The organism is Pseudomonas sp. URIL14HWK12:I5 (assembly GCF_900176445.1).
In the GTDB taxonomy this organism is placed as follows: domain Bacteria; phylum Pseudomonadota; class Gammaproteobacteria; order Pseudomonadales; family Pseudomonadaceae; genus Aquipseudomonas; species Aquipseudomonas monteilii.
The window spans coordinates 288,593-307,133 of sequence record NZ_FWXQ01000004.1 but is presented as its reverse complement, the minus strand read 5'-3'; the positions used below and the strand labels follow the sequence as shown (position 1 = coordinate 307,133).

Here is an 18,541-nt window from a genome sequence, read left to right as displayed (position 1 = left end):
GACTGCAAGGCCTGTTTTGGCCTCTAGGCGACCCTAGGCAAAGCTGTTACTCTCGGCCCGCTTTCAGACGATCCGGTTTGCAACGAACCGCCGTCTCATATCAATAATAAGCGCATCGACGCGCCAATCGAACTTCGCTGTTGCTGAAGGAGTGGGCTTCCATGATCGAACATTTTTGGAAGGATAAGTACCCAGCCGGGATTACGGCGGAAATCAATCCTGACGAATTCCCCAATATCCAGGCAGTACTCAAGCAATCCTGCCAACGCTTTGCCGACAAACCGGCCTTTAGCAACCTGGGCAAGACTATCACTTATGGCGAGTTGTATGCGCTGTCGGGGGCGTTTGCGGCCTGGCTGCAGCAGCATACCGACCTCAAGCCGGGTGACCGCATTGCCGTGCAACTGCCCAATGTCCTGCAATACCCGGTCGCAGTATTCGGTGCCATGCGTGCCGGGCTGATCGTGGTCAATACCAACCCGCTGTACACCGTGCGGGAGATGGAACACCAGTTCAACGACTCCGGCGCCAAGGCCCTGGTGTGTCTGGCCAACATGGCCCACCTGGCTGAAAAGGTGGTGCCCAAGACCCAGGTCAAGCACGTTATCGTCACCGAAGTGGCCGACCTGCTGCCGCCGCTCAAGCGCTTGCTGATCAACAGCGTGATCAAGTACGTGAAGAAAATGGTACCGGCCTACAACCTGCCGCGTGCCATACGCTTCAACGATGCGTTGGCATTGGGCAAGGGCCAGCCGGTAACCGAGGCCAACCCGCAGGCCAACGACGTGGCGGTGCTGCAGTACACCGGCGGCACCACGGGCGTGGCGAAGGGGGCAATGCTCACCCACCGCAACCTGGTGGCCAACATGCTGCAGTGTCGGGCGCTGATGGGCTCCAACCTGCACGAAGGCTGCGAAATCCTTATCACGCCGCTGCCGCTGTACCACATCTATGCCTTTACCTTCCATTGCATGGCGATGATGCTGATCGGCAACCACAACGTGCTGATCAGCAACCCGCGTGACCTGCCGGCCATGGTCAAGGAACTGGGCAAGTGGAAGTTCAGCGGCTTTGTCGGCCTCAACACCTTGTTCGTTGCCCTGTGCAACAACGAGGCGTTCCGCGCCCTGGACTTTTCGGCGCTGAAAATCACCCTGTCTGGCGGCATGGCTTTGCAACTGAGCGTGGCCGAACGCTGGAAGGCCGTTACCGGCTGCGCCATCTGCGAAGGTTACGGCATGACCGAAACCAGCCCGGTGGCGGCAGTGAACCCGGCAGAGGCCAACCAGGTGGGTACCATCGGGATTCCGGTGCCTTCGACCCTGTGCAAGATCATCGACGACGCCGGCAACGAGCTGCCGTTGGGCGAAGTGGGCGAGCTGTGCGTCAAGGGCCCGCAGGTGATGAAGGGCTACTGGCAGCGCGAAGACGCCACCGCCGAAATTCTGGACAGCGAAGGCTGGCTGAAGACCGGTGACATCGCCCTGATCCAGGCGGACGGCTACATGCGCATCGTCGACCGCAAGAAGGACATGATCCTGGTCTCGGGCTTCAACGTGTACCCCAACGAACTGGAAGATGTGCTGGCGGCCTTGCCGGGTGTGTTGCAGTGCGCGGCCATTGGTGTGCCGGACGAGAAGTCGGGTGAGGTGATCAAGGTGTTCATCGTGGTCAAGCCGGGCATGACCCTGACCAAGGAGCAGGTGATGGAGCACATGCGTGCCAACGTTACCGGCTACAAGGTGCCGCGCATGATCGAATTCCGTGATTCGTTGCCAACTACCAACGTGGGCAAGATCCTGCGTCGCGAGTTGCGTGATGAAGAGCTGAAGAAGCAGGGCCTGAAGAAGATCGCCTGACCTTCTGAATCTATGCTGGCCTTACTGGCCTCTTCGCGGGTTTACCCGCGAAGAGGCCAGTGAAATCAGCGCAGCTTTTCAAGCATCTGGTAGTACCACATCCCCGCCGCCAGCAGCGGGTTCCCCAGCAAGTCCCCCATCGGCACGCGCACATGCTTGCATTGCGCGAAGGTGTCGAACTTCTCCAGCGTCCCGGTCAATGCCTCGGCCATGATCTCGCCCATGATGTGGCTGGTAGCAATGCCATGCCCCGAGTAACCCTGGCAATACCATACGTTGTCCGACAGCTTGCCCAACTGCGGAATGCGGTTGACCACGATGCCCATGGCACAGCTCCACTGGAACTCGATCGGCACGCCCTTGAGCGCCGGGAAGGTGCGTTCGATACACGGGCGCAGCTCGCCTTCGATGTCGCGTGAGTCCTTGCCCGAGTAATTGGCGCCGCCACCAAACAGCAGGCGTTTGTCGGCGGTCAGACGGTAGTAGTCGAGCACGAAGCGGCAGTCGTATACCGCCAGGTCCTGCGGATTGATCTGCTCGGCCAGCTCACCCAGCGGCGCGGTGGTGACGATGCCGCCCATGGCCGGGAAGATCTTGCCCTTGAGCTGGCGCTTTTCCAGCTTGTGATACACATCGCCGGCCAGCATTACCTGGCGCGCTTCGACCCGGCCATGGGCAGTGACCACTGCCGGGCGCGGGCCGTGAACGATGTCCAGCACCTCGGAGTTCTCGAAGATCAGTGCACCCAGGCTGTGGGCCGCACGGGCTTCACCCAGGCACAGGTTGAGCGGGTGCAGGTGCAGGTTGCGCAGGTTTTTCAGTGCGCCCAGGTACAGCGGGCTTTGCAGGTGCTCGGCCACTGCCGCACGGTCCAGCAATTGCACCTGCTCGCCCATGCCACGGCGGTGGGCCTCGGCCTCGAAGGCACGCAGTTCGTCCATGTGCGAAGGTTTCATTGCCGCATGCAGGTGGCCGCGCTTGAGGTCGCAGTCGATGCCATAGCGCGCCACGCGCTGCTCGATCACCTGGTGACCGCGCCAGCGCAAGTGCCAGATGAAGTCGTCGACTTCGGCACCCAGGTGGTTGCGCATCTGCGAGCGCATGGCCTCATCACCCGACAGGCTGCCGGTGACCTGGCCGCCATTGCGCCCGCTGGCGCCCCAGCCGATGCGGTTGGTTTCGACGATGGCCACTTTCAGGCCACGCTCGGCCAGCTCCACCGCCGTGGCCACGCCGGTAAAGCCGCCGCCGATGATGGCCACATCCACCTGCACCGTGCCCTTGAGTTGCGGGTACTCGGTGTGGTCGTTGAGGGAGGCGGTGTAATAGGACGGCGCACGCTGCGCCGGGCCTTTGTTCAATGCTGCGTTCATGGGTGTTCCTTGTTAGATAGGGGCTCAGGCCTGGTGCAGGTACCAACGCCAGTCCTGCTCGCTGACTTCGGCCATGAACTGGCGGTACTCGGCACGCTTTACCTTCAGGTACACGCCAAGGAAGTCGTCGCCCAAGGCTTCGCGAGCCCAATGGGAATGCTGCAGGGCATCGAGGGCGGTCAGCCAGTCGGTGGGCAAGTGCTCGGTGGCCTGGGCATAGCCGTTGCCTTCCACCGGTGCGCCTGGGTCCAGCTGTTCGCGGATGCCGCGATGGCTGGCGGCGAGGATCGCTGCGGCAGCCAGGTAAGGGTTGGCGTCGGCGCCGCAAATGCGATGCTCTACATGCCGGCTGTTGGCCGGGCCGCCGGGCACGCGCAGGCTCACGGTGCGGTTGTCCACGCCCCAGGTCGGGGCCAGCGGCGCATAGCTGTTGGCCTGGAAGCGACGGAACGAGTTGGCATTGGGGCAAAACAGCAGCAGCGAGTCGCGCAGGTGGCGCAGCATGCCCGCCACGGCCTGGCGCAGCAGCGGGGTGCCGGCCTTGTCTTCGCTGGCGAACAGGTTGTTGCCCGCGCTGTCGGCCAGGCTCAGGTGCATGTGCATGCCGGTGCCGGCCAGGTTGGCAAACGGCTTGGCCATGAAGCAGGCCTGCATGCCGTGGGCATGGGCCACGCCTTTAACCAGGCGCTTGTAGCGCACGGCCTGGTCCATCGCTTTTAGGGCGTCGCCGTGCTCAAGAGTGATTTCCACCTGGCCGGGGGCGTACTCGGAAATCGCAGTGCGCGCCGGAATGCCCTGCGCCTTGCAGGCGGCGTACAGGTCGGCGAGGAAGGGTTCGATCTGTTCCAGCTCGCGCAGGCCATAGACCTGGGTGGTGCGTGGGCGGCCACCGTCATTGTCCAGCGCCGGTTGCGGGCGGCCCTGGGCATCGCGTTGCTGGTCGAGCAGGTAGAACTCCAGCTCGCAGGCCATTACGGGGTGGTAGCCGTCGGCTTTCAGGGCGTCGATGGTGCGCAGCAGCACATGGCGCGGGTCGGCGATGCTGGCTGGCAGGCCCTCGGTAGGGTGCATGCTGACTTGTACGGCCGCGGTCGGCACCCGGCGCCAGGGCAGGCGCACCAGGCTGCCTTCGAGTGGGTAGGCGCGGCAGTCGATGTCGCCCACGTCCCACACCAGGCCCGAATTTTCCACGTCGTCACCGTTCAGGGTCAGGCCAAGGATGGTGCTGGGCAGCGGCCGGCCGGTCTGGTACACGGCCAGCAATTCATCACGGTGCAGCAGCTTGCCGCGTGGTACGCCGTTGGCGTCGAGGATGAACAGTTCGAACAGCTCGATATCGGGGTTTTCAGCCAGGAAACGGGAAGCCTGCTCTACAGGTGCAAAGTGCATGATGTATTCGCTCACGGGCGCACAGGACGTTCGCGCAGAACGCGCGGTCCAGTTGAGTCAAACGGCCAGACAATGGCCGGGTTTGGTCACAAAGGCGTGAGCGGGCAGTCCGGTGGGCGTGCGTGACGGCAGTGCCACAAGGCCCAGAAGGCGAGGATGATGTGCACCAGCGGATTTTCCCCGGCACGGCTCCGGGCCTTCGGTAACGAAGGGCGGGACGACGGTGGGGCGATGTGCTGGACGGGAGTCATGCTTTTGATACTCACATGCGGCGTAAGGTTGATTAAAGCAGTGAATGGCAACCTTTACGTATACCCTTGCTAAACTTTCAGCCGCTATACGATCCCTGTAGGAGCGGCCTTGTGCCGCGAAGGGCTGCGGCACAAGGCCGCTCTCCTACCATGACAGCAAAGTAGGCCCAAATCTGCGACAATCGCGCATCCTTCGAATGCCGATCATGAAAAAGCAGGGCCACCTGCATCACTAAAAAGCCCCATGACTGACCACGCCATCGACAAACTGCTGCAAAACCTCGACCACGCCATGATTGCCGACCGCCATCGTCTGCGCCGGCAACTGCACGAACTGCGCAAGCGCCCCGACGAGGCGAAGCTTTCGCAGTGGGTGGAAAAGGTCCAGGCCTCCTGCGCCCAGGTCACTGCACGTCAGCAAAGCGTGCCGACCGTGCGCTACGACGACAACCTGCCGATCGCCGCCAAGCGTGACGAAATCAAGAAGGCCCTGGCCGAAAACCAGGTGCTGGTGATCGCCGGCGAAACCGGTTCGGGCAAGACCACCCAGCTGCCAAAGATTTGCCTGGAACTGGGGCGTGGCAGCCACGGCCTGATCGCCCACACCCAGCCACGCCGGATCGCCGCGCGCAGCGTGGCAGCACGGGTTGCCGAAGAGCTGGGCACCCCGCTGGGCGGGCTGGTCGGTTACCAGGTACGTTTCGAAGACCAGAGCGATGCCAATACCCTGGTCAAACTGATGACCGATGGCATCCTGCTGGCCGAAACCCAGCACGACCGCTTTCTTGAGCGCTACGACACGATCATCGTCGACGAAGCCCACGAACGCAGCCTGAACATCGACTTCCTGCTTGGCTACCTGAAGACACTGCTGCATCGCCGGCCAGACCTGAAACTGATCATCACGTCGGCCACCATCGACCTGGAACGCTTTTCCAAACACTTCGATGGCGCGCCGATCATCGAGGTGTCCGGGCGCACATTCCCGGTGGAAACCTGGTACCGCCCGCTCACCAGCGAGCAGGATGAAGAAGGCAACCAGATCGAGGACGACCTCACCGTCGACCAAGCCATCCTCGCCACTCTGGATGAGCTGGCGCACCACGAACGCAGCGAAGGCAAAGGCCCGGGCGATGTGCTGATCTTCCTGCCCGGCGAGCGGGAAATCCGCGATGCCGCTGAAATCCTGCGCAAGGCGCAGTTGCGCCACACCGAGATCCTGCCGCTGTATGCACGCCTGTCGCCGGCCGAGCAACAGCGCATCTTCCAGCCGCACACCGGGCGCCGCGTGGTGCTGGCCACCAACGTGGCCGAAACCTCGCTGACCGTGCCGGGCATCCGCTACGTGATCGACACCGGCACCGCACGCATCAGCCGCTACAGCTACCGCGCCAAAGTGCAGCGCCTGCCCATCGAAGCGGTGTCCCAAGCCAGCGCCAACCAGCGTAAAGGCCGTTGCGGCCGGGTCGAGCCGGGCATTTGCGTACGTCTGTACAGCGAAGAGGACTTCAACAGCCGGCCGGCGTTTACCGACCCGGAGATTCTGCGCACCAACTTGGCGGCGGTGATCCTGCAGATGTTGCACCTGCGCCTGGGCGCGATCGATGCGTTCCCGTTCATCGAGCCGCCGGATGGCAAGGCCATCAGCGATGGTTTCAACCTGCTGCAGGAACTGTCAGCGGTCAACCGCGAAAACCAGTTGACGCCGATTGGCCGCCAACTGGCCCGCCTGCCCATCGACCCACGACTGGGCCGCATGCTACTCGAAGGCGCCCGACTGGGCAGCCTGCAGGAAGTGCTGATCGTTACCAGCGCACTGTCGGTGCAGGACCCACGCGAGCGCCCGCCAGAGCGTCAGCAGGCGGCTGATCAGGCCCATGCGCAATGGAAGGACGTGGACTCCGACTTCGCCGCGCTGGTCAACCTGTGGCGCGGTTTTGAAGAGCAGCGCCAGGCGCTGACGGCCAACCCGCTGCGCAACTGGTGCCGCAAGCATTTCCTGAACTACTTGCGCCTGCGTGAGTGGCGCGATGCCCACCGCCAGCTGGCGCTGATCTGCCGTGACCTGCAGTTGACGGTGAACAAGGAACCGTCCGACTACCAGAAGATGCACAAGGCCATCCTCAGCGGCCTGCTCAGCCAGATCGGCCAGAAGACCGAAGAGGGCGACTACCAGGGGGCGCGTCAACGGCGCTTCTGGGTGCACCCGTCCTCGGGCCTGGGGCGCAAGCGACCGCAGTGGGTCATGGCCGCCGAACTGGTCGAGACCACCAAGCTGTATGCGCGCATGGTCGCCAAGATCGAGCCTGACTGGATCGAGCCGCTGGCTGGCCACCTGGTCAAGAAAAACCACTTCGAACCGCACTGGGAGAAGAAGCGCGGTCAGGTGGTGGCCTATGAGCAGATCACCCTGTACGGCCTGATTCTGGTCGGCCGCCGCCCGGTGCACTTTGGCCCGATCGACCCGGTCATTTCGCGTGAGCTGTTCATCCGCGAGGGCCTGGTGGGTGGCGAAATACAGTCGCGGGCCAAGTGCCTGGCGGCCAACAAACGCCTGCTCGAAGAACTCGACGAGCTGGAGGCCAAGGCCCGCCGGCGCGACATTCTGGCTGACGAAGAAACGCTGTACGCCTTCTACGAAGCGCGCCTGCCGGCGGAAATCCACCAGACCGCGACCTTTGACAGCTGGTACCGCATGGGCAGCCAGAAGGATGCCAACCTCCTGATCATGCGTGAGGAAGACGTGCTGGCCCGTGAGGCTAGCGAAGTCACTGCCGCGCAGTACCCCGACAGCATGCAGGTCGGCGAGCTGCGCCTGCCGCTGAGCTATCACTTCGAACCCGGCCACCCGCGTGACGGCGTGACCGTGCGGGTGCCGGCACCGTTGCTGCCAAGCCTGCCCGGCGAGCGCCTGGAATGGCTGGTGCCAGGCTTGCTGGAGGCCAAGTGCGTGGCGCTGATACGCAACCTGCCCAAGGCCTTGCGCAAGAACTTCGTGCCGGTGCCGGACTTCGTCAAGGCTTCGCTGGCGCGTATGACCTTCGGTCAGGGCGCACTGCCGCAGGCCCTGGGCCAGGAGCTGCTGCGCATGACCGGTGCGCGGGTGTCCGACGAGGCCTGGGACGAGTCGGTCCAGCTGGTCGAAGGCCACCTGCGCATGAACATCGAAGTGGTCGACGGCCAGGGCAAGTTCCTTGGCGAAGGCCGCGACCTGGCCGAGCTGACCGCGCGCTTTGCTGCCGCCAGCCAGGCTGCCTTGGCGGTGCCGCGCACCGAAAAGAGCGAGCAGCCGGTGCAGGCGAAGGCTTTCAGCGAAGTGAAGCAGACCGCCCAACAGAAGATTGCCGGCCTGTCGATGACCGTGTACCCGGCGTTGGTGGAAGAGGGCGGTAGCGTGCGCGAAGGGCGCTTCTCGACCCAGGCCGAAGCCGAGTTCCAGCACCGCCGTGCCCTGCAGCGCCTGTTGTTGCAGCAATTGGCCGAGCCGGCCAAGTACCTGCGCGGCAAGCTGCCGGGCCTGACCGAGCTTGGCCTGCTGTACCGTGAAATGGGCAGGGTCGAGGCACTGGTCGAGGACATCCTGCTGGCCAGCCTGGACAGCTGTATCCTTGAAGGTGAACAGCCGTTGCCGCGTGATGGTGCGGCCTTGGCCGGGCTGGCTGAGCGCAAGCGCGGCAGCTGGGCCGAGCATGCCGAGCGGTTGGCGCGCCAGACGCTGGAGGTGCTGAAACTGTGGCATGGGCTGCAGAAGCGCTTCAAGGGCAAGATCGACCTGAGCCAGGCGGTGGCGCTGAACGACATCAAGCAACAGCTGGGCAACCTTGTGTACCCGGGCTTTGTGCGTGAAACGCCCGGGGTTTGGTTCAAGGAGCTGCCGCGTTACCTCAAGGCGGTGGAATTGCGCCTGGAGAAGCTGGGTTCGCAGGTGCAGAAGGACCGGGTATGGAGCGGTGAGCTGGCCAACTTGTGGGCACAGTACAAGGCGCGTGCCGACAAGCATGCCCAGGAAGGCAAGCGCGATGAGCAACTGACGTTGTACCGCTGGTGGCTGGAGGAATACCGGGTGTCGCTGTTTGCCCAGCAGTTGGGCACCAAGGTGCCGATTTCCGACAAAAGATTGAGCAAACAGTGGAGCCAGGTGGAAGGCTAACCTGCCCAATTTGTGGCAAACTTCAGGGAGTTTGGGGCCGCGTTGCGGCCCTTCGCGGGTGAGCCCGCTCCCACAGGGGTAACGTACGCTCCTGATTTGGTACTAAAGTGCCACTAAATTGTCATATTCCCAGCCAGCGCCCCGTGGCGATGGCCTTTGACCAGAGGAACGACCGTGCATAACGTCGTGATCAGCGGCACCGGCCTGTACACCCCGGCCCAGAGCATTTCCAACGAAGAACTGGTGGCTTCCTTCAACGCCTGGTCGCAGCAGTTCAACCAGGACAACGCCGCTGCCATCGAGCGCGGCGAAGTTGAAGCAGCGCCGCTGTCCGATGCGGCCTTTATCGAAAAGGCCTCGGGCATCAAGAGCCGCTTCGTGATGGACAAGGCCGGCATCCTCGACCCGCAGCGCATGAAACCACGCCTGCCCGAGCGTTCCAATGACGAGCCCTCGGTGCTCTGCGAAATGGCCGTGGCCGCTGCCCGCCAGGCCCTGGAGCGTGCCGGCCGCACGGCTGCCGATGTCGATGGCGTGATCGTCGCCTGCTCCAACCTGCAGCGCCCGTACCCGGCCATCGCCATCGAAGTGCAACAGGCGCTGGGCATCCAGGGCTTTGCCTTCGACATGAACGTGGCCTGCTCGTCGGCCACCTTCGGCATCCAGACCGCTGCCAACAGCGTGGCCCTGGGCCAGGCGCGCGCGGTGCTGATGGTCAACCCCGAGGTGTGCACCGGGCACCTGAACTTCCGTGACCGCGACAGCCATTTCATTTTCGGTGATGCCGCCACTGCGGTGTTGCTCGAGCGTGCCGACAAGGCCACCTCGGCGCACCAGTTCGACATCGTCAGCACCAAGCTGTGGACCGAGTTCTCCAACAACATCCGCAACAACTTCGGCTTCCTCAACCGGGCAGCGGAAGAGGGCGAAGGCGCCGCAGACAAGCTGTTCATCCAGGAAGGCCGCAAGGTGTTCCGTGAGGTGTGCCCGAAGGTGGCCGAGCTGATCGGTGAGCACCTGCAGGAAAATGGCCTGCAACCGAGCGATGTGAAGCGTTTCTGGCTGCACCAGGCCAACCTCAGCATGAACCACCTGATCGTCAAGAAGTTGCTGGGGCGTGAGGTGGCCGAGGAAGATGCACCGGTGATTCTGGACCGCTATGCCAATACCAGTTCGGCGGGGTCGGTGATTGCCTTCCACCTCTATCAGGATGACCTGGCCAAGGGTTCGTTGGGCGTATTGAGCTCGTTTGGTGCGGGGTATTCGATTGGTAGCGTGATTCTGCGCAAGCGCTGATCCTTAGTCAGCCTGTACCGGCCTCTTCGCGGGCTCGCCCGCGAAGAGGCCGGTGCATTTTTCCAGGCAAAAAAAAGCGGGAAACGCCGGATGGGGTCGGCATTTCCCGCTTCAGGTGAAGCAGAAGAGGGTGTCGCTTAGAACTTGGCTTCCAGGTCCACCTGCAGGGTGTCTACATCCGCATCGCTGTTCGGCAGGTTGGAGTAGTCGGTCTTGGCCATCATGTAGGCCGCGCCCAGGGCGAAGTTCTTGTCGATTTCGTAGCCCACTTTGAACTTGTGGCCACGGGAACCGGTAAAGCCGTTACCGAAGTCGGAGTCGGTGAACAGGCTCACTACACCGTTACGCTGCACGTCGCGGTAGTTGTAGTCCAGGCTCCAGGCACCGATCTTGCTCTTCAAACCAGCCAGCCAGGCCTTGTCCTTGCCATCGGTGCTTTCGGTGTTCTTGACGAACTGGCCGTAAGCCGACAGTGGAATGGCGAAACCGGTGAAATCGACCTGACCGAAGCCTTCAACCAGGTTGAACTCGTCGGTGGTGTTGCCCAGCGAGCGCAGAGCAGCCGAGGCCTTGTCGTTGTCGTAGCCGTATACGCTGCCGCCAACGGTAACCTTGACGGTGTCAGCCGCGTTGAACTTGGTACCCAGCTGGGCCGCGTACAGCTGCGCGTCGTGCTTGAACTGCACGCCGTCGCCGTCGACGTTGTCCTTCAGGTTGTAGTGGCCGATGCTGCCGAACACTTCGGCCGGGCCGAGGTTGGTCTTGTAGGTAGCTGCCACGCCTTCCGGGTTGATGTCGCTGTCCCAGATGATGTCGCCCATGCTCACCCATGGCTGCATCATCTTGCCGCCAATCAGGTGCAGGTTGGGCACGGCAGTCGGGTGCCAGTCGAGGTAGGCCAGGTCGACCCACAGCGATTTCTTCTCGAAGTAGTTGTCCAGGCTCTGGTTGGTCGAACGGGCATCGGCGCTGCTGCCGGTGGCCACACGCACGCCAGCGTCAACCTGCGGGTTGATCTCGCTGTAGAAGCCGACACGGGCACGTACACGCTCACGGTCCTGGTTGCCGCTGCGGGAGATCGGGTTGTCGACGTTGACGTCTTCGTAACGCAGGCGCACATCACCCTTGATCTGGGTCTTGGCGGCCCATGCCACTTTCTGTTCGAAGTTGCTCATCCGTTCAGACTGAGCTTTCTGGTCGGCCCTTTCCTTGGTTTCTTTTGCCAGGTCGCCCTGCAGTTCGTTGTACTGCGCCTGATTGATCGAGCCGTTGGCGCGGAGCATTTCGAGCAGCTTGGCGTCGACAGCAGCACTGGCCGGGGCGCTCAGAGCCAGCATCATGCCGGTGAGGCTCACTCCGGTAAGTGTAGAAACAAGACGCATAAGGTTCTCCCTACTGAAAAAAATGGGGGAGGCTCAAGCGCCTGCCCCTGCGTTGGCATGTCTTCGGAAAGGGCCTGACTAGACAGGTTCTGAGGTTCCGGAAAACAGGCGCAAGTATTGCGGGGGCCAATGACAGATTAATGTCTGATTAGTGGCACTGCGGTTAAGTAATTGAGAATAAAAGGATCAGCCCGGCGTTCGTCATTTGAGTGCCGGGCCTTACTTGGGGATACTGAAGGCCTTCTCACAGCGAGCCGAAACCGTGACCAGCCTGTACAGCCTTGCCAACTTGCATGATCTTCCGGCGGCCACCTGGGATGCCCTGGTGCCAGCGGGTCAGCCGTTCCTGCGCCATGCCTTTCTCAGTGCAATGGAAGACAGTGGCAGCGTCCAGCGAAACACTGGCTGGGCTGCCGAGCACTTGGTCCTGGAGCGTGAGGGGCAGGTGCGGGCGCTGATGCCGGCGTACCGCAAGTGGCACTCCTATGGCGAGTATGTGTTCGACCATGGCTGGGCCGATGCCTGTGAGCGGGCCGGCATTGCCTACTATCCCAAGCTGTTGGGGGCCGTGCCGTTCAGCCCTGTGAGCGGCCCACGCCTTTTTGCGGCCGATCCGGCTGACGGTTTGATGATGTTGCAGGCCCTGCCTGAGTATTTGGCCAAGGGTGGGCTATCCGGAGCGCACATCAATTTCACCGACTCGGCGCTGGACGAACAACTGGCAGCCCAGCCGGGCTGGATGGAGCGCTTGGGTTGCCAGTTCCATTGGCAAAATCGGGGGTATCGAGATTTCCAGGACTTTCTCGACAGCCTGAGTTCGCGCAAGCGCAAGCAGATGCGCAAGGAGCGTGAGCAGGTGGCGGGGCAGGGTATTGATTTTCGCTGGTACCGAGGCGATGAACTGGATGAAGCCCAGTGGGATTTCGTCTTCCTCTGTTACGCCAACACCTATGCCGTACGCCGCCGGGCGCCTTATCTGACTCGCGCGTTTTTCAGCCTGCTGGCCGAACGCATGCCCGAGGCTGTGCGGGTGGTAATGGCGCGTCAGGGGGGGCGCGATGTGGCGATGGCGCTGAGCCTGGTGGGGGGCGACAGCCTGTTTGGCCGTTACTGGGGCTGCCTGGATGAATTCGACCGGCTGCATTTCGAAACGTGTTTCTATCAGGGGATGGACTTTGCCATTGCCGAGGGCTACCAGCGTTTCGATGCCGGGGCGCAGGGGGAGCACAAGCTGATACGCGGGTTCGAGCCGGTGTTGACGCGGTCGTGGCATTACCTGCTGCACCCCGGGTTGCGGCGGGCGGTGGAGGATTTTCTGGTGCAGGAGCGGGAAGGGGTGAGGGGGTATGCCGAGGAGGCGAGGGGGATGTTGCCTTATCGTCGGGACTGATCCATTTGTATTGCCTGTGCTGGTCTCTTCGCGGGTTCACCCGCGAAGAGACCAGCACAGGTTTCAGTCCACCCCGACAAACCCCCCGGTCTGGTGATGCCACAACCGGGCATACAACCCCTGCTGTTCCAGCAGCTCGCTGTGGCTGCCACTCTCGACAATCCGCCCCTTGTCCAGCACCACCAGCCGGTCCATCCGCGCGATGGTGGACAACCGGTGGGCGATCGCGATCACCGTCTTGCCCTGCATCAGCGTTTCCAGGCTTTCCTGAATGGCTGCTTCCACCTCCGAGTCCAGCGCCGAAGTGGCTTCGTCCATGATCAGGATCGGCGCATTCTTCAGCAGTACCCGGGCAATGGCGATGCGCTGGCGCTGGCCGCCCGACAGCTTCACCCCGCGCTCACCCACATGGGCATCGAAGCCGGTGCGCCCCTGGGCGTCGGATAGCTGCGGGATAAACTCGTCGGCGCGGGCGCGGCGCACGGCGTCGAGCAACTCCGCCTCACTGGCGCCGGGGCGGCCATACAGCAGGTTGTCGCGGATCGAGCGGTGCAGCAGCGAAGTGTCCTGGGTGATCATGCCGATTTGTGCGCGCAGGCTGGCCTGGCTCACCTCGGCAATGTCCTGGCCATCGATAAGGATACGCCCGCCCTGCACGTCGTACAGCCGCAGCAGCAGGTTGACCAGGGTCGACTTGCCCGCGCCGGACGGGCCGATCAAACCGATTTTTTCGCCTGGGCGAATGTTCAGGTCGAGCCCTTCGATCACGTTGGCAGCCTTGCCGTAGTGGAAATCCACGTCATCGAACCGCACCGCGCCACGGCTCACCTTCAGCGCCGGCGCATTGGGCTGGTCAGTGACGGTGACCGGCTGGGCAATGGTCTGCAGGCCGTCCTGGACCATGCCGATGTTCTCGAAGATGCCGTTGACCACCCACATGATCCAGCCCGACATGTTGACGATGCGGATCACCAGGCCGGTGGCCAAGGCAATGGCGCCGACGGTAATCAGCGACTGGCTCCACAGCCACAGCGCAAGGCCCGTGGTGGTGACCACCAGCAGGCCGTTGAGGCTGGTGATGACGACGTCCATGCTGGTGACCACGCGTGCCGCCAGTTGGGTTTTTTCGGTCTGTTCGCTGATCGCTTCGCGCGCGTATTGCTGCTCGTAGTCGGTGTGGGCGAACAGCTTCAGGGTGGCGATGTTGGTGTAGCCATCGACGATCCGCCCCATCAGCTTGGAACGGGCGTCGGAGGAGATCACCGAACGCTCCTTCACCCTTGGCACGAAGTAGAAGAGCGCGGCGATGTAGCCGACGATCCACAGCAGCAGCGGCAGCATCAGGCGCCAGTCGGCCTCGGCGAACAGCACCAGCGAGGTAATGGCGTAGATCAGTACATGCCATAGCGCGTCCACCGCCTGCACGGCGGAGTCGCGCAGCGAGTTGCCGGTCTGCATGATGCGTTGGGCGATGCGCCCGGCAAAGTCGCTCTGGAAGAAGTTCAGGCTCTGCTTGAGCACGTAGGTGTGGTTTTGCCAGCGGATCAGGCTGGTCATACCGGGGTTGATGGTCTGGTGCACCAGCAGGTCGTGCAGGCCGAAGAACACCGGCCGCAGCACCAGGATCACCACCAGCATCCAGATCAGCTCGCCACTGTGCTCACTGAAGAAGTTGGCATTGGGCGTGCCCTGGGCCAGGTCGATGATGCGGCTGAGGTAGCTAAACATGGCCACCTCGATCAGCGAGGCGAACAGGCCGACCACCAGCAGGGCAAGAAAACTGGGCCATACCTGGCGCAGGTAATACAGGTAGAACGGCCACACGGTGGTCGGCGGCGATTCACTGGGTGCTTCGCGGAAAATATCGATCAGTTGTTCGAAACGGCGGTACAGCATGGGTAACGACACTCCTGTTCCATCCTGCCCTCAGGCGGTTTCACGTCCCTGTGAAGCCTGCGGTCAGTCGATGCGTTTGGCCGACTTGATGTAGACCGGGTCGGCCGGCACATCACGCATGCCTTTCTTGATGGTGGTCGGTGAGTTGACGATCTGGTCGACCACTTCCATGCCCTTGGTCACCTTGCCGAACACGGCATAGCCACGGTCACGCCCGGGGTTGAGGAAGTCGTTGTCGGCCACGTTGATGAAGAACTGGCTGGTGGCCGAGTTCGGGTCCGAGGTGCGCGCCATCGACAGGGTGCCGCGGGTGTTCAGCAGGCCGTTGCTGGCTTCGTTCTTGATTGGGGCGTTGGTGTTTTTTTGCACCATCTGGTCAGTGAAACCACCGCCCTGGACCATGAAACCCGGGATTACACGGTGGAAAATGGTGTTGTTGTAGAAGCCGCTGTCAACGTACTGCAGGAAATTCTTGGTACTGACCGGCGCCTTCTCGGCGTTCAGCTCGATTTCGACCTGGCCGAAGCTGGTGTCCAGCAGAACGTGCGGGGTCTTGTCAGAGGCCATGACGCTGGTGGCGAAGGCGACCGAGCAGGCGGTGAGCAGGAGTTTTTTCAGCATGGGCTCAAAGATCCTTGAGAGGTGGAAGCGGCTGCGAGGAACTGCAGCAGGGTCTGGTTGAAGACCTCGGGTTGATCGAGGGGCGTAGCGTGCCGGGAATCGTCGACGACGACCAGCCTGGCGTTGGGCATCAGCGCGACATAGCGCTCTTTCAGTTGTATCGGGGTGTAATCGTGGTCGGCGGCAATGATCAGGGTAGGACAGTGGACCTGCCCGATGCGTTCCTGCACGCCCCAGTCGACGATGGCGTCGAAGCTCTTGAGGTAGGCGCGCTTGTCGTTACGCGCCCAGCGTTGGGCCATCTTCTGTCGCAGTTCGGCTTGATGAGGTTTGGGGAACAGGCGTTCAGCCAGGCCCTTGCCGACGGTTTCGACACTGAGCAGCCGCGCCAGGCCCCAGCGCTTTAGCCACCATATCCAGTCACTGCGGGTGCGGCGCTTGACCTCGGGGGCGCTGTTGACAATGCACAGGCTGCGCAGCCATTGCGGGTGGTCGACGGCAAACTGGAAGCCGACCATGCCGCCCATGGACAGGCCGACGAAGTGCACCGGGCCGGTGTGCAGGTGTTCGAGCAGGGCGAGCAGGTCGGCACTGAAGGTCGCGATCTGGTAGCCGTCGCGGGGTTTGTCGGAACGGCCGTGGCCGCGAATGTCCATGAGGATCACCCGGTAGTGGCGGCTGAGCGCCGGCACCTGCAGCTCCCAGTCCTGGCAACTGGAGCCCAGACCGTGCAGCAGTACCAGTGGTTCGCCCTGGCCATATTCCTCGTAATGCAGTGTGCATCCTTCGTGTTCGAAATAGGCCATGGGCGCGGTCCTCTCAAGCTTGTGGGGGGGCTGCGAAGGGCACGTCCAGTGGCGCGGTGTCGAAGTTGCGCAGCAGGTCGATGAGAATCTGCGTGGCCGGGCCCAGGGTCTTCTCTTTGCTCGAATAAAGGTAGAACAGTGGATGGCGGCTGCCACCCTGATCCAGCGGCAACGGCTTGAGCACGCCTTCGCGCAGCTCACGCTCGATCATGTGCCGGGGCAGCCAGGCAAAGCCCAGGCCGCTGCTGACGAAGGTAGCGGCGGTGCCCAGGCTGCCGACGGTCCAGCGCTGCTCGGCACCCAGCCAGCCGACATCGCGCGGCTGAGCGCGGCCGGAGTCGCGGATTACCACCTGCAACTGGCTTTCCAGGTCCTGGAAGGTCAGCTCGCGGCCCAGGCGGTGCAGGCTGTGCTCAGGGTGGGCGACGGCGACGAACTCCACCGCACTCAGTTCGGCGCCCAGGTAGCCACCGATGCTGTAGCTGCTGATGGCCAGGTCGGCGATGCCTTCATGCATGACTTCTTCCACGCCAGACAGCACTTCTTCACGCAGGCGCACCCGGCAGCCACGGCTTTGCGGCATGAACGCGGCCAGGGCACGTACCAGGCGGGCGCTGGGGTAGGCGGCATCGACCACCAGGCGTACTTCGGCTTCCCAGCCTTGTTCCATGTGGTGGGCGAGGTCCTCGAGCTGGCTGGCCTGCTTCACCAGGTGGCGCGAGCGGCGTAGTAGCACGTTGCCAGCGTCGGTAAGCACCGCCTTGCGGCCGTCGATACGCAGCAGTGGCACGCCCAGTTGCTCTTGCATGCGGGCCACGGTGTAGCTGACCGAGGACTGTGAGCGATGCAGTGCCTCGGCGGCCTGGGCAAACCCGCCGTGATCGACCACTGCTTGCAGGGTTCGCCACTGGTCAAGGGTTACGCGCGGCGCTTTCATCTTTCGCTCCTGTTGTCCTAAGCTGCCCTCTTTCAAGGAGAGCGGCCCATGAAGAAATGTTGTGCGGCAATACTGATGTGCCTGCCCCTCGGGGCCATGGCCTATCCCATCGATGTGGAGAAGGAACTGACCGGGGTAAAGCTTGACTACACCGCCTATGACACGGCCTACGACATTGGCGCCATTACCCTCAACAACTATGGGCAGGTACCGGCGGCCTGCAAGGTGACCTTCCGCAATGGCCCTGAAGCACCCCGGGTTCGCCGGGTGAATGTACCGGCCGGTAAAAGCGTCGATGTCACCGCCAAGTTCAACCGGCAGATCATCAAACTGCGTATCGCCTTGAGCTGTAGCGCGGAATAAACTGATTAATCGATTGATTGAACCCACTTTTTACGCTTTTTTATCGATAGGTCAAGCCTTAATCTCACCTCCATCGAATCGCAACCCTTTTTGCCGATGGAGGCACCCCATGTCCCGCGTACTGATCATCGAAAGCAGCGCCCGCCAGCAGGATTCCGTTTCCCGTCAGCTGACCCGTGATTTCATCCAGCAATGGCAGGCCGCTCACCCGGCCGATCAGATCACGGTGCGCGACCTGGCGGTGAACCCGGTGCCGCACCTGGATGCCAATCTGCTGGGTGGCTGGATGAAGCCCGAAGAGCAGCGCAGTGCCGCCGAACTGGAGGCCCTGGCCCGTTCCAACGAATTGACCGATGAAGTGCTGGCGGCTGATGTGCTGGTAATGGCCGCGCCGATGTACAACTTCACCATCCCCAGCACCCTCAAGGCCTGGCTGGATCACGTACTGCGCGCCGGCATCACCTTCAAGTACACCCCGACCGGCCCGCAGGGCCTGCTGACCGGCAAGCGCGCCATCGTACTGACTGCCCGTGGCGGCATTCACGCCGGTGCCAGCAGCGACCACCAGGAACCGTACCTGCGTCAGGTGATGGCCTTCATCGGTATTCACGATGTCGATTTCATCCATGCCGAAGGCCTGAACATGAGCGGCGAGTTCCATGAGAAGGGCGTCAACCAGGCCAAGGCCAAACTGGCGGCCGTGGCCTGAGGTTCAACGAATTCCCAACCCTGACACCTGTTTGTTGCTCCTTTGGGTGTACCTGCCCGGCCAATGGCCGGGCTTTTTTATGCCTGGGCTTCCGTGGGGGCCGGTTCAGCCCTTACATT

Annotated in this window: 13 protein-coding genes; 6 read left to right on the top strand and 7 right to left on the bottom strand. The window is 62.5% G+C overall.

The genetic code is table 11. The annotated features are described in order from the left end of the window. Positions 1–161: 161 nt before the first annotated feature. Positions 162–1,859, top strand: coding sequence for a long-chain-fatty-acid--CoA ligase FadD1 (gene fadD1 / locus B9A31_RS11840; protein WP_016711906.1), 1,698 nt, complete (start codon positions 162–164; stop codon positions 1,857–1,859). Positions 1,860–1,924: 65 nt separating this feature from the next. Here the strand turns inward: fadD1 and B9A31_RS11835 are convergent, their stop codons facing one another. Further along, positions 1,925–3,232: an NAD(P)/FAD-dependent oxidoreductase gene (locus B9A31_RS11835; RefSeq protein WP_016711905.1), complete on the bottom strand. Its 1,308-nt coding sequence runs from the start codon at positions 3,230–3,232 to the stop codon at positions 1,925–1,927. 24 nt (positions 3,233–3,256) lie between these two features. Further along, positions 3,257–4,621, bottom strand: a complete 1,365-nt coding sequence (locus B9A31_RS11830; protein WP_025753888.1) for a glutamine synthetase family protein — start codon at positions 4,619–4,621, stop codon at positions 3,257–3,259. Positions 4,622–5,116: 495 nt separating this feature from the next. Here B9A31_RS11830 and hrpA point away from each other — a divergent pair, with 495 nt between their 5' ends. Continuing rightward, the gene (gene hrpA, locus B9A31_RS11825; protein ID WP_084297006.1) at positions 5,117–9,022 is read left to right on the top strand and encodes an ATP-dependent RNA helicase HrpA; all 3,906 of its coding nucleotides are present in this window, start codon (positions 5,117–5,119) and stop codon (positions 9,020–9,022) included. Between the two features lie 174 nt (positions 9,023–9,196). Further along, the gene (locus tag B9A31_RS11820) at positions 9,197–10,318 is read left to right on the top strand and encodes a beta-ketoacyl-ACP synthase III (RefSeq protein ID WP_019099150.1); all 1,122 of its coding nucleotides are present in this window, start codon (positions 9,197–9,199) and stop codon (positions 10,316–10,318) included. A 137-nt stretch (positions 10,319–10,455) separates the two neighbouring features. Here the strand turns inward: B9A31_RS11820 and B9A31_RS11815 are convergent, their stop codons facing one another. Further along, on the bottom strand, positions 10,456–11,700 hold the full coding sequence (locus B9A31_RS11815; protein WP_016711900.1) for a putative porin: 1,245 nt from the start codon (positions 11,698–11,700) through the stop codon (positions 10,456–10,458). Between the two features lie 262 nt (positions 11,701–11,962). Here B9A31_RS11815 and B9A31_RS11810 point away from each other — a divergent pair, with 262 nt between their 5' ends. Next, positions 11,963–13,090, top strand: a complete 1,128-nt coding sequence (locus B9A31_RS11810) for a GNAT family N-acetyltransferase (protein WP_026020483.1) — start codon at positions 11,963–11,965, stop codon at positions 13,088–13,090. Between the two features lie 63 nt (positions 13,091–13,153). Here B9A31_RS11810 and B9A31_RS11805 read toward each other — a convergent pair whose 3' ends face one another. The 4 genes from B9A31_RS11805 to B9A31_RS11790 all read right to left on the bottom strand — a co-directional run bounded on the left by B9A31_RS11805 (position 13,154) and on the right by B9A31_RS11790 (position 17,350). Further along, positions 13,154–14,986 (bottom strand): ABC transporter ATP-binding protein, encoded by a 1,833-nt coding sequence (locus B9A31_RS11805; protein WP_019099148.1) that lies wholly within the window; start codon positions 14,984–14,986, stop codon positions 13,154–13,156. Between the two features lie 63 nt (positions 14,987–15,049). Next, complete coding sequence (locus tag B9A31_RS11800) at positions 15,050–15,607, bottom strand: peptidylprolyl isomerase A (protein ID WP_019099147.1); 558 nt, start codon at positions 15,605–15,607, stop codon at positions 15,050–15,052. Further along, a complete protein-coding gene (locus tag B9A31_RS11795; RefSeq protein WP_016711897.1) occupies positions 15,601–16,413 on the bottom strand; it encodes an alpha/beta fold hydrolase in 813 nt (270 codons plus the stop codon). Before B9A31_RS11795 ends, B9A31_RS11800 begins: the two co-directional genes overlap by 7 nt. A 13-nt stretch (positions 16,414–16,426) precedes the next feature. Further along, positions 16,427–17,350, bottom strand: coding sequence for a LysR family transcriptional regulator (locus B9A31_RS11790; protein WP_016711896.1), 924 nt, complete (start codon positions 17,348–17,350; stop codon positions 16,427–16,429). A gap of 48 nt (positions 17,351–17,398) precedes the next feature. Between B9A31_RS11790 and B9A31_RS11785 the strand changes: the two genes are divergently transcribed. Together B9A31_RS11785 and B9A31_RS11780 are read left to right on the top strand one after the other, a co-directional pair. Further along, the gene (locus B9A31_RS11785; RefSeq protein ID WP_025753884.1) at positions 17,399–17,713 is read left to right on the top strand and encodes a hypothetical protein; all 315 of its coding nucleotides are present in this window, start codon (positions 17,399–17,401) and stop codon (positions 17,711–17,713) included. Positions 17,714–17,822: 109 nt separating this feature from the next. Beyond that, positions 17,823–18,422 carry an FMN-dependent NADH-azoreductase gene (locus tag B9A31_RS11780; protein ID WP_019099146.1) on the top strand — a complete coding sequence of 200 codons (600 nt, stop codon included), beginning with the start codon at positions 17,823–17,825 and terminating at the stop codon, positions 18,420–18,422. The last annotated feature ends 119 nt before the right edge of the window (positions 18,423–18,541 follow it).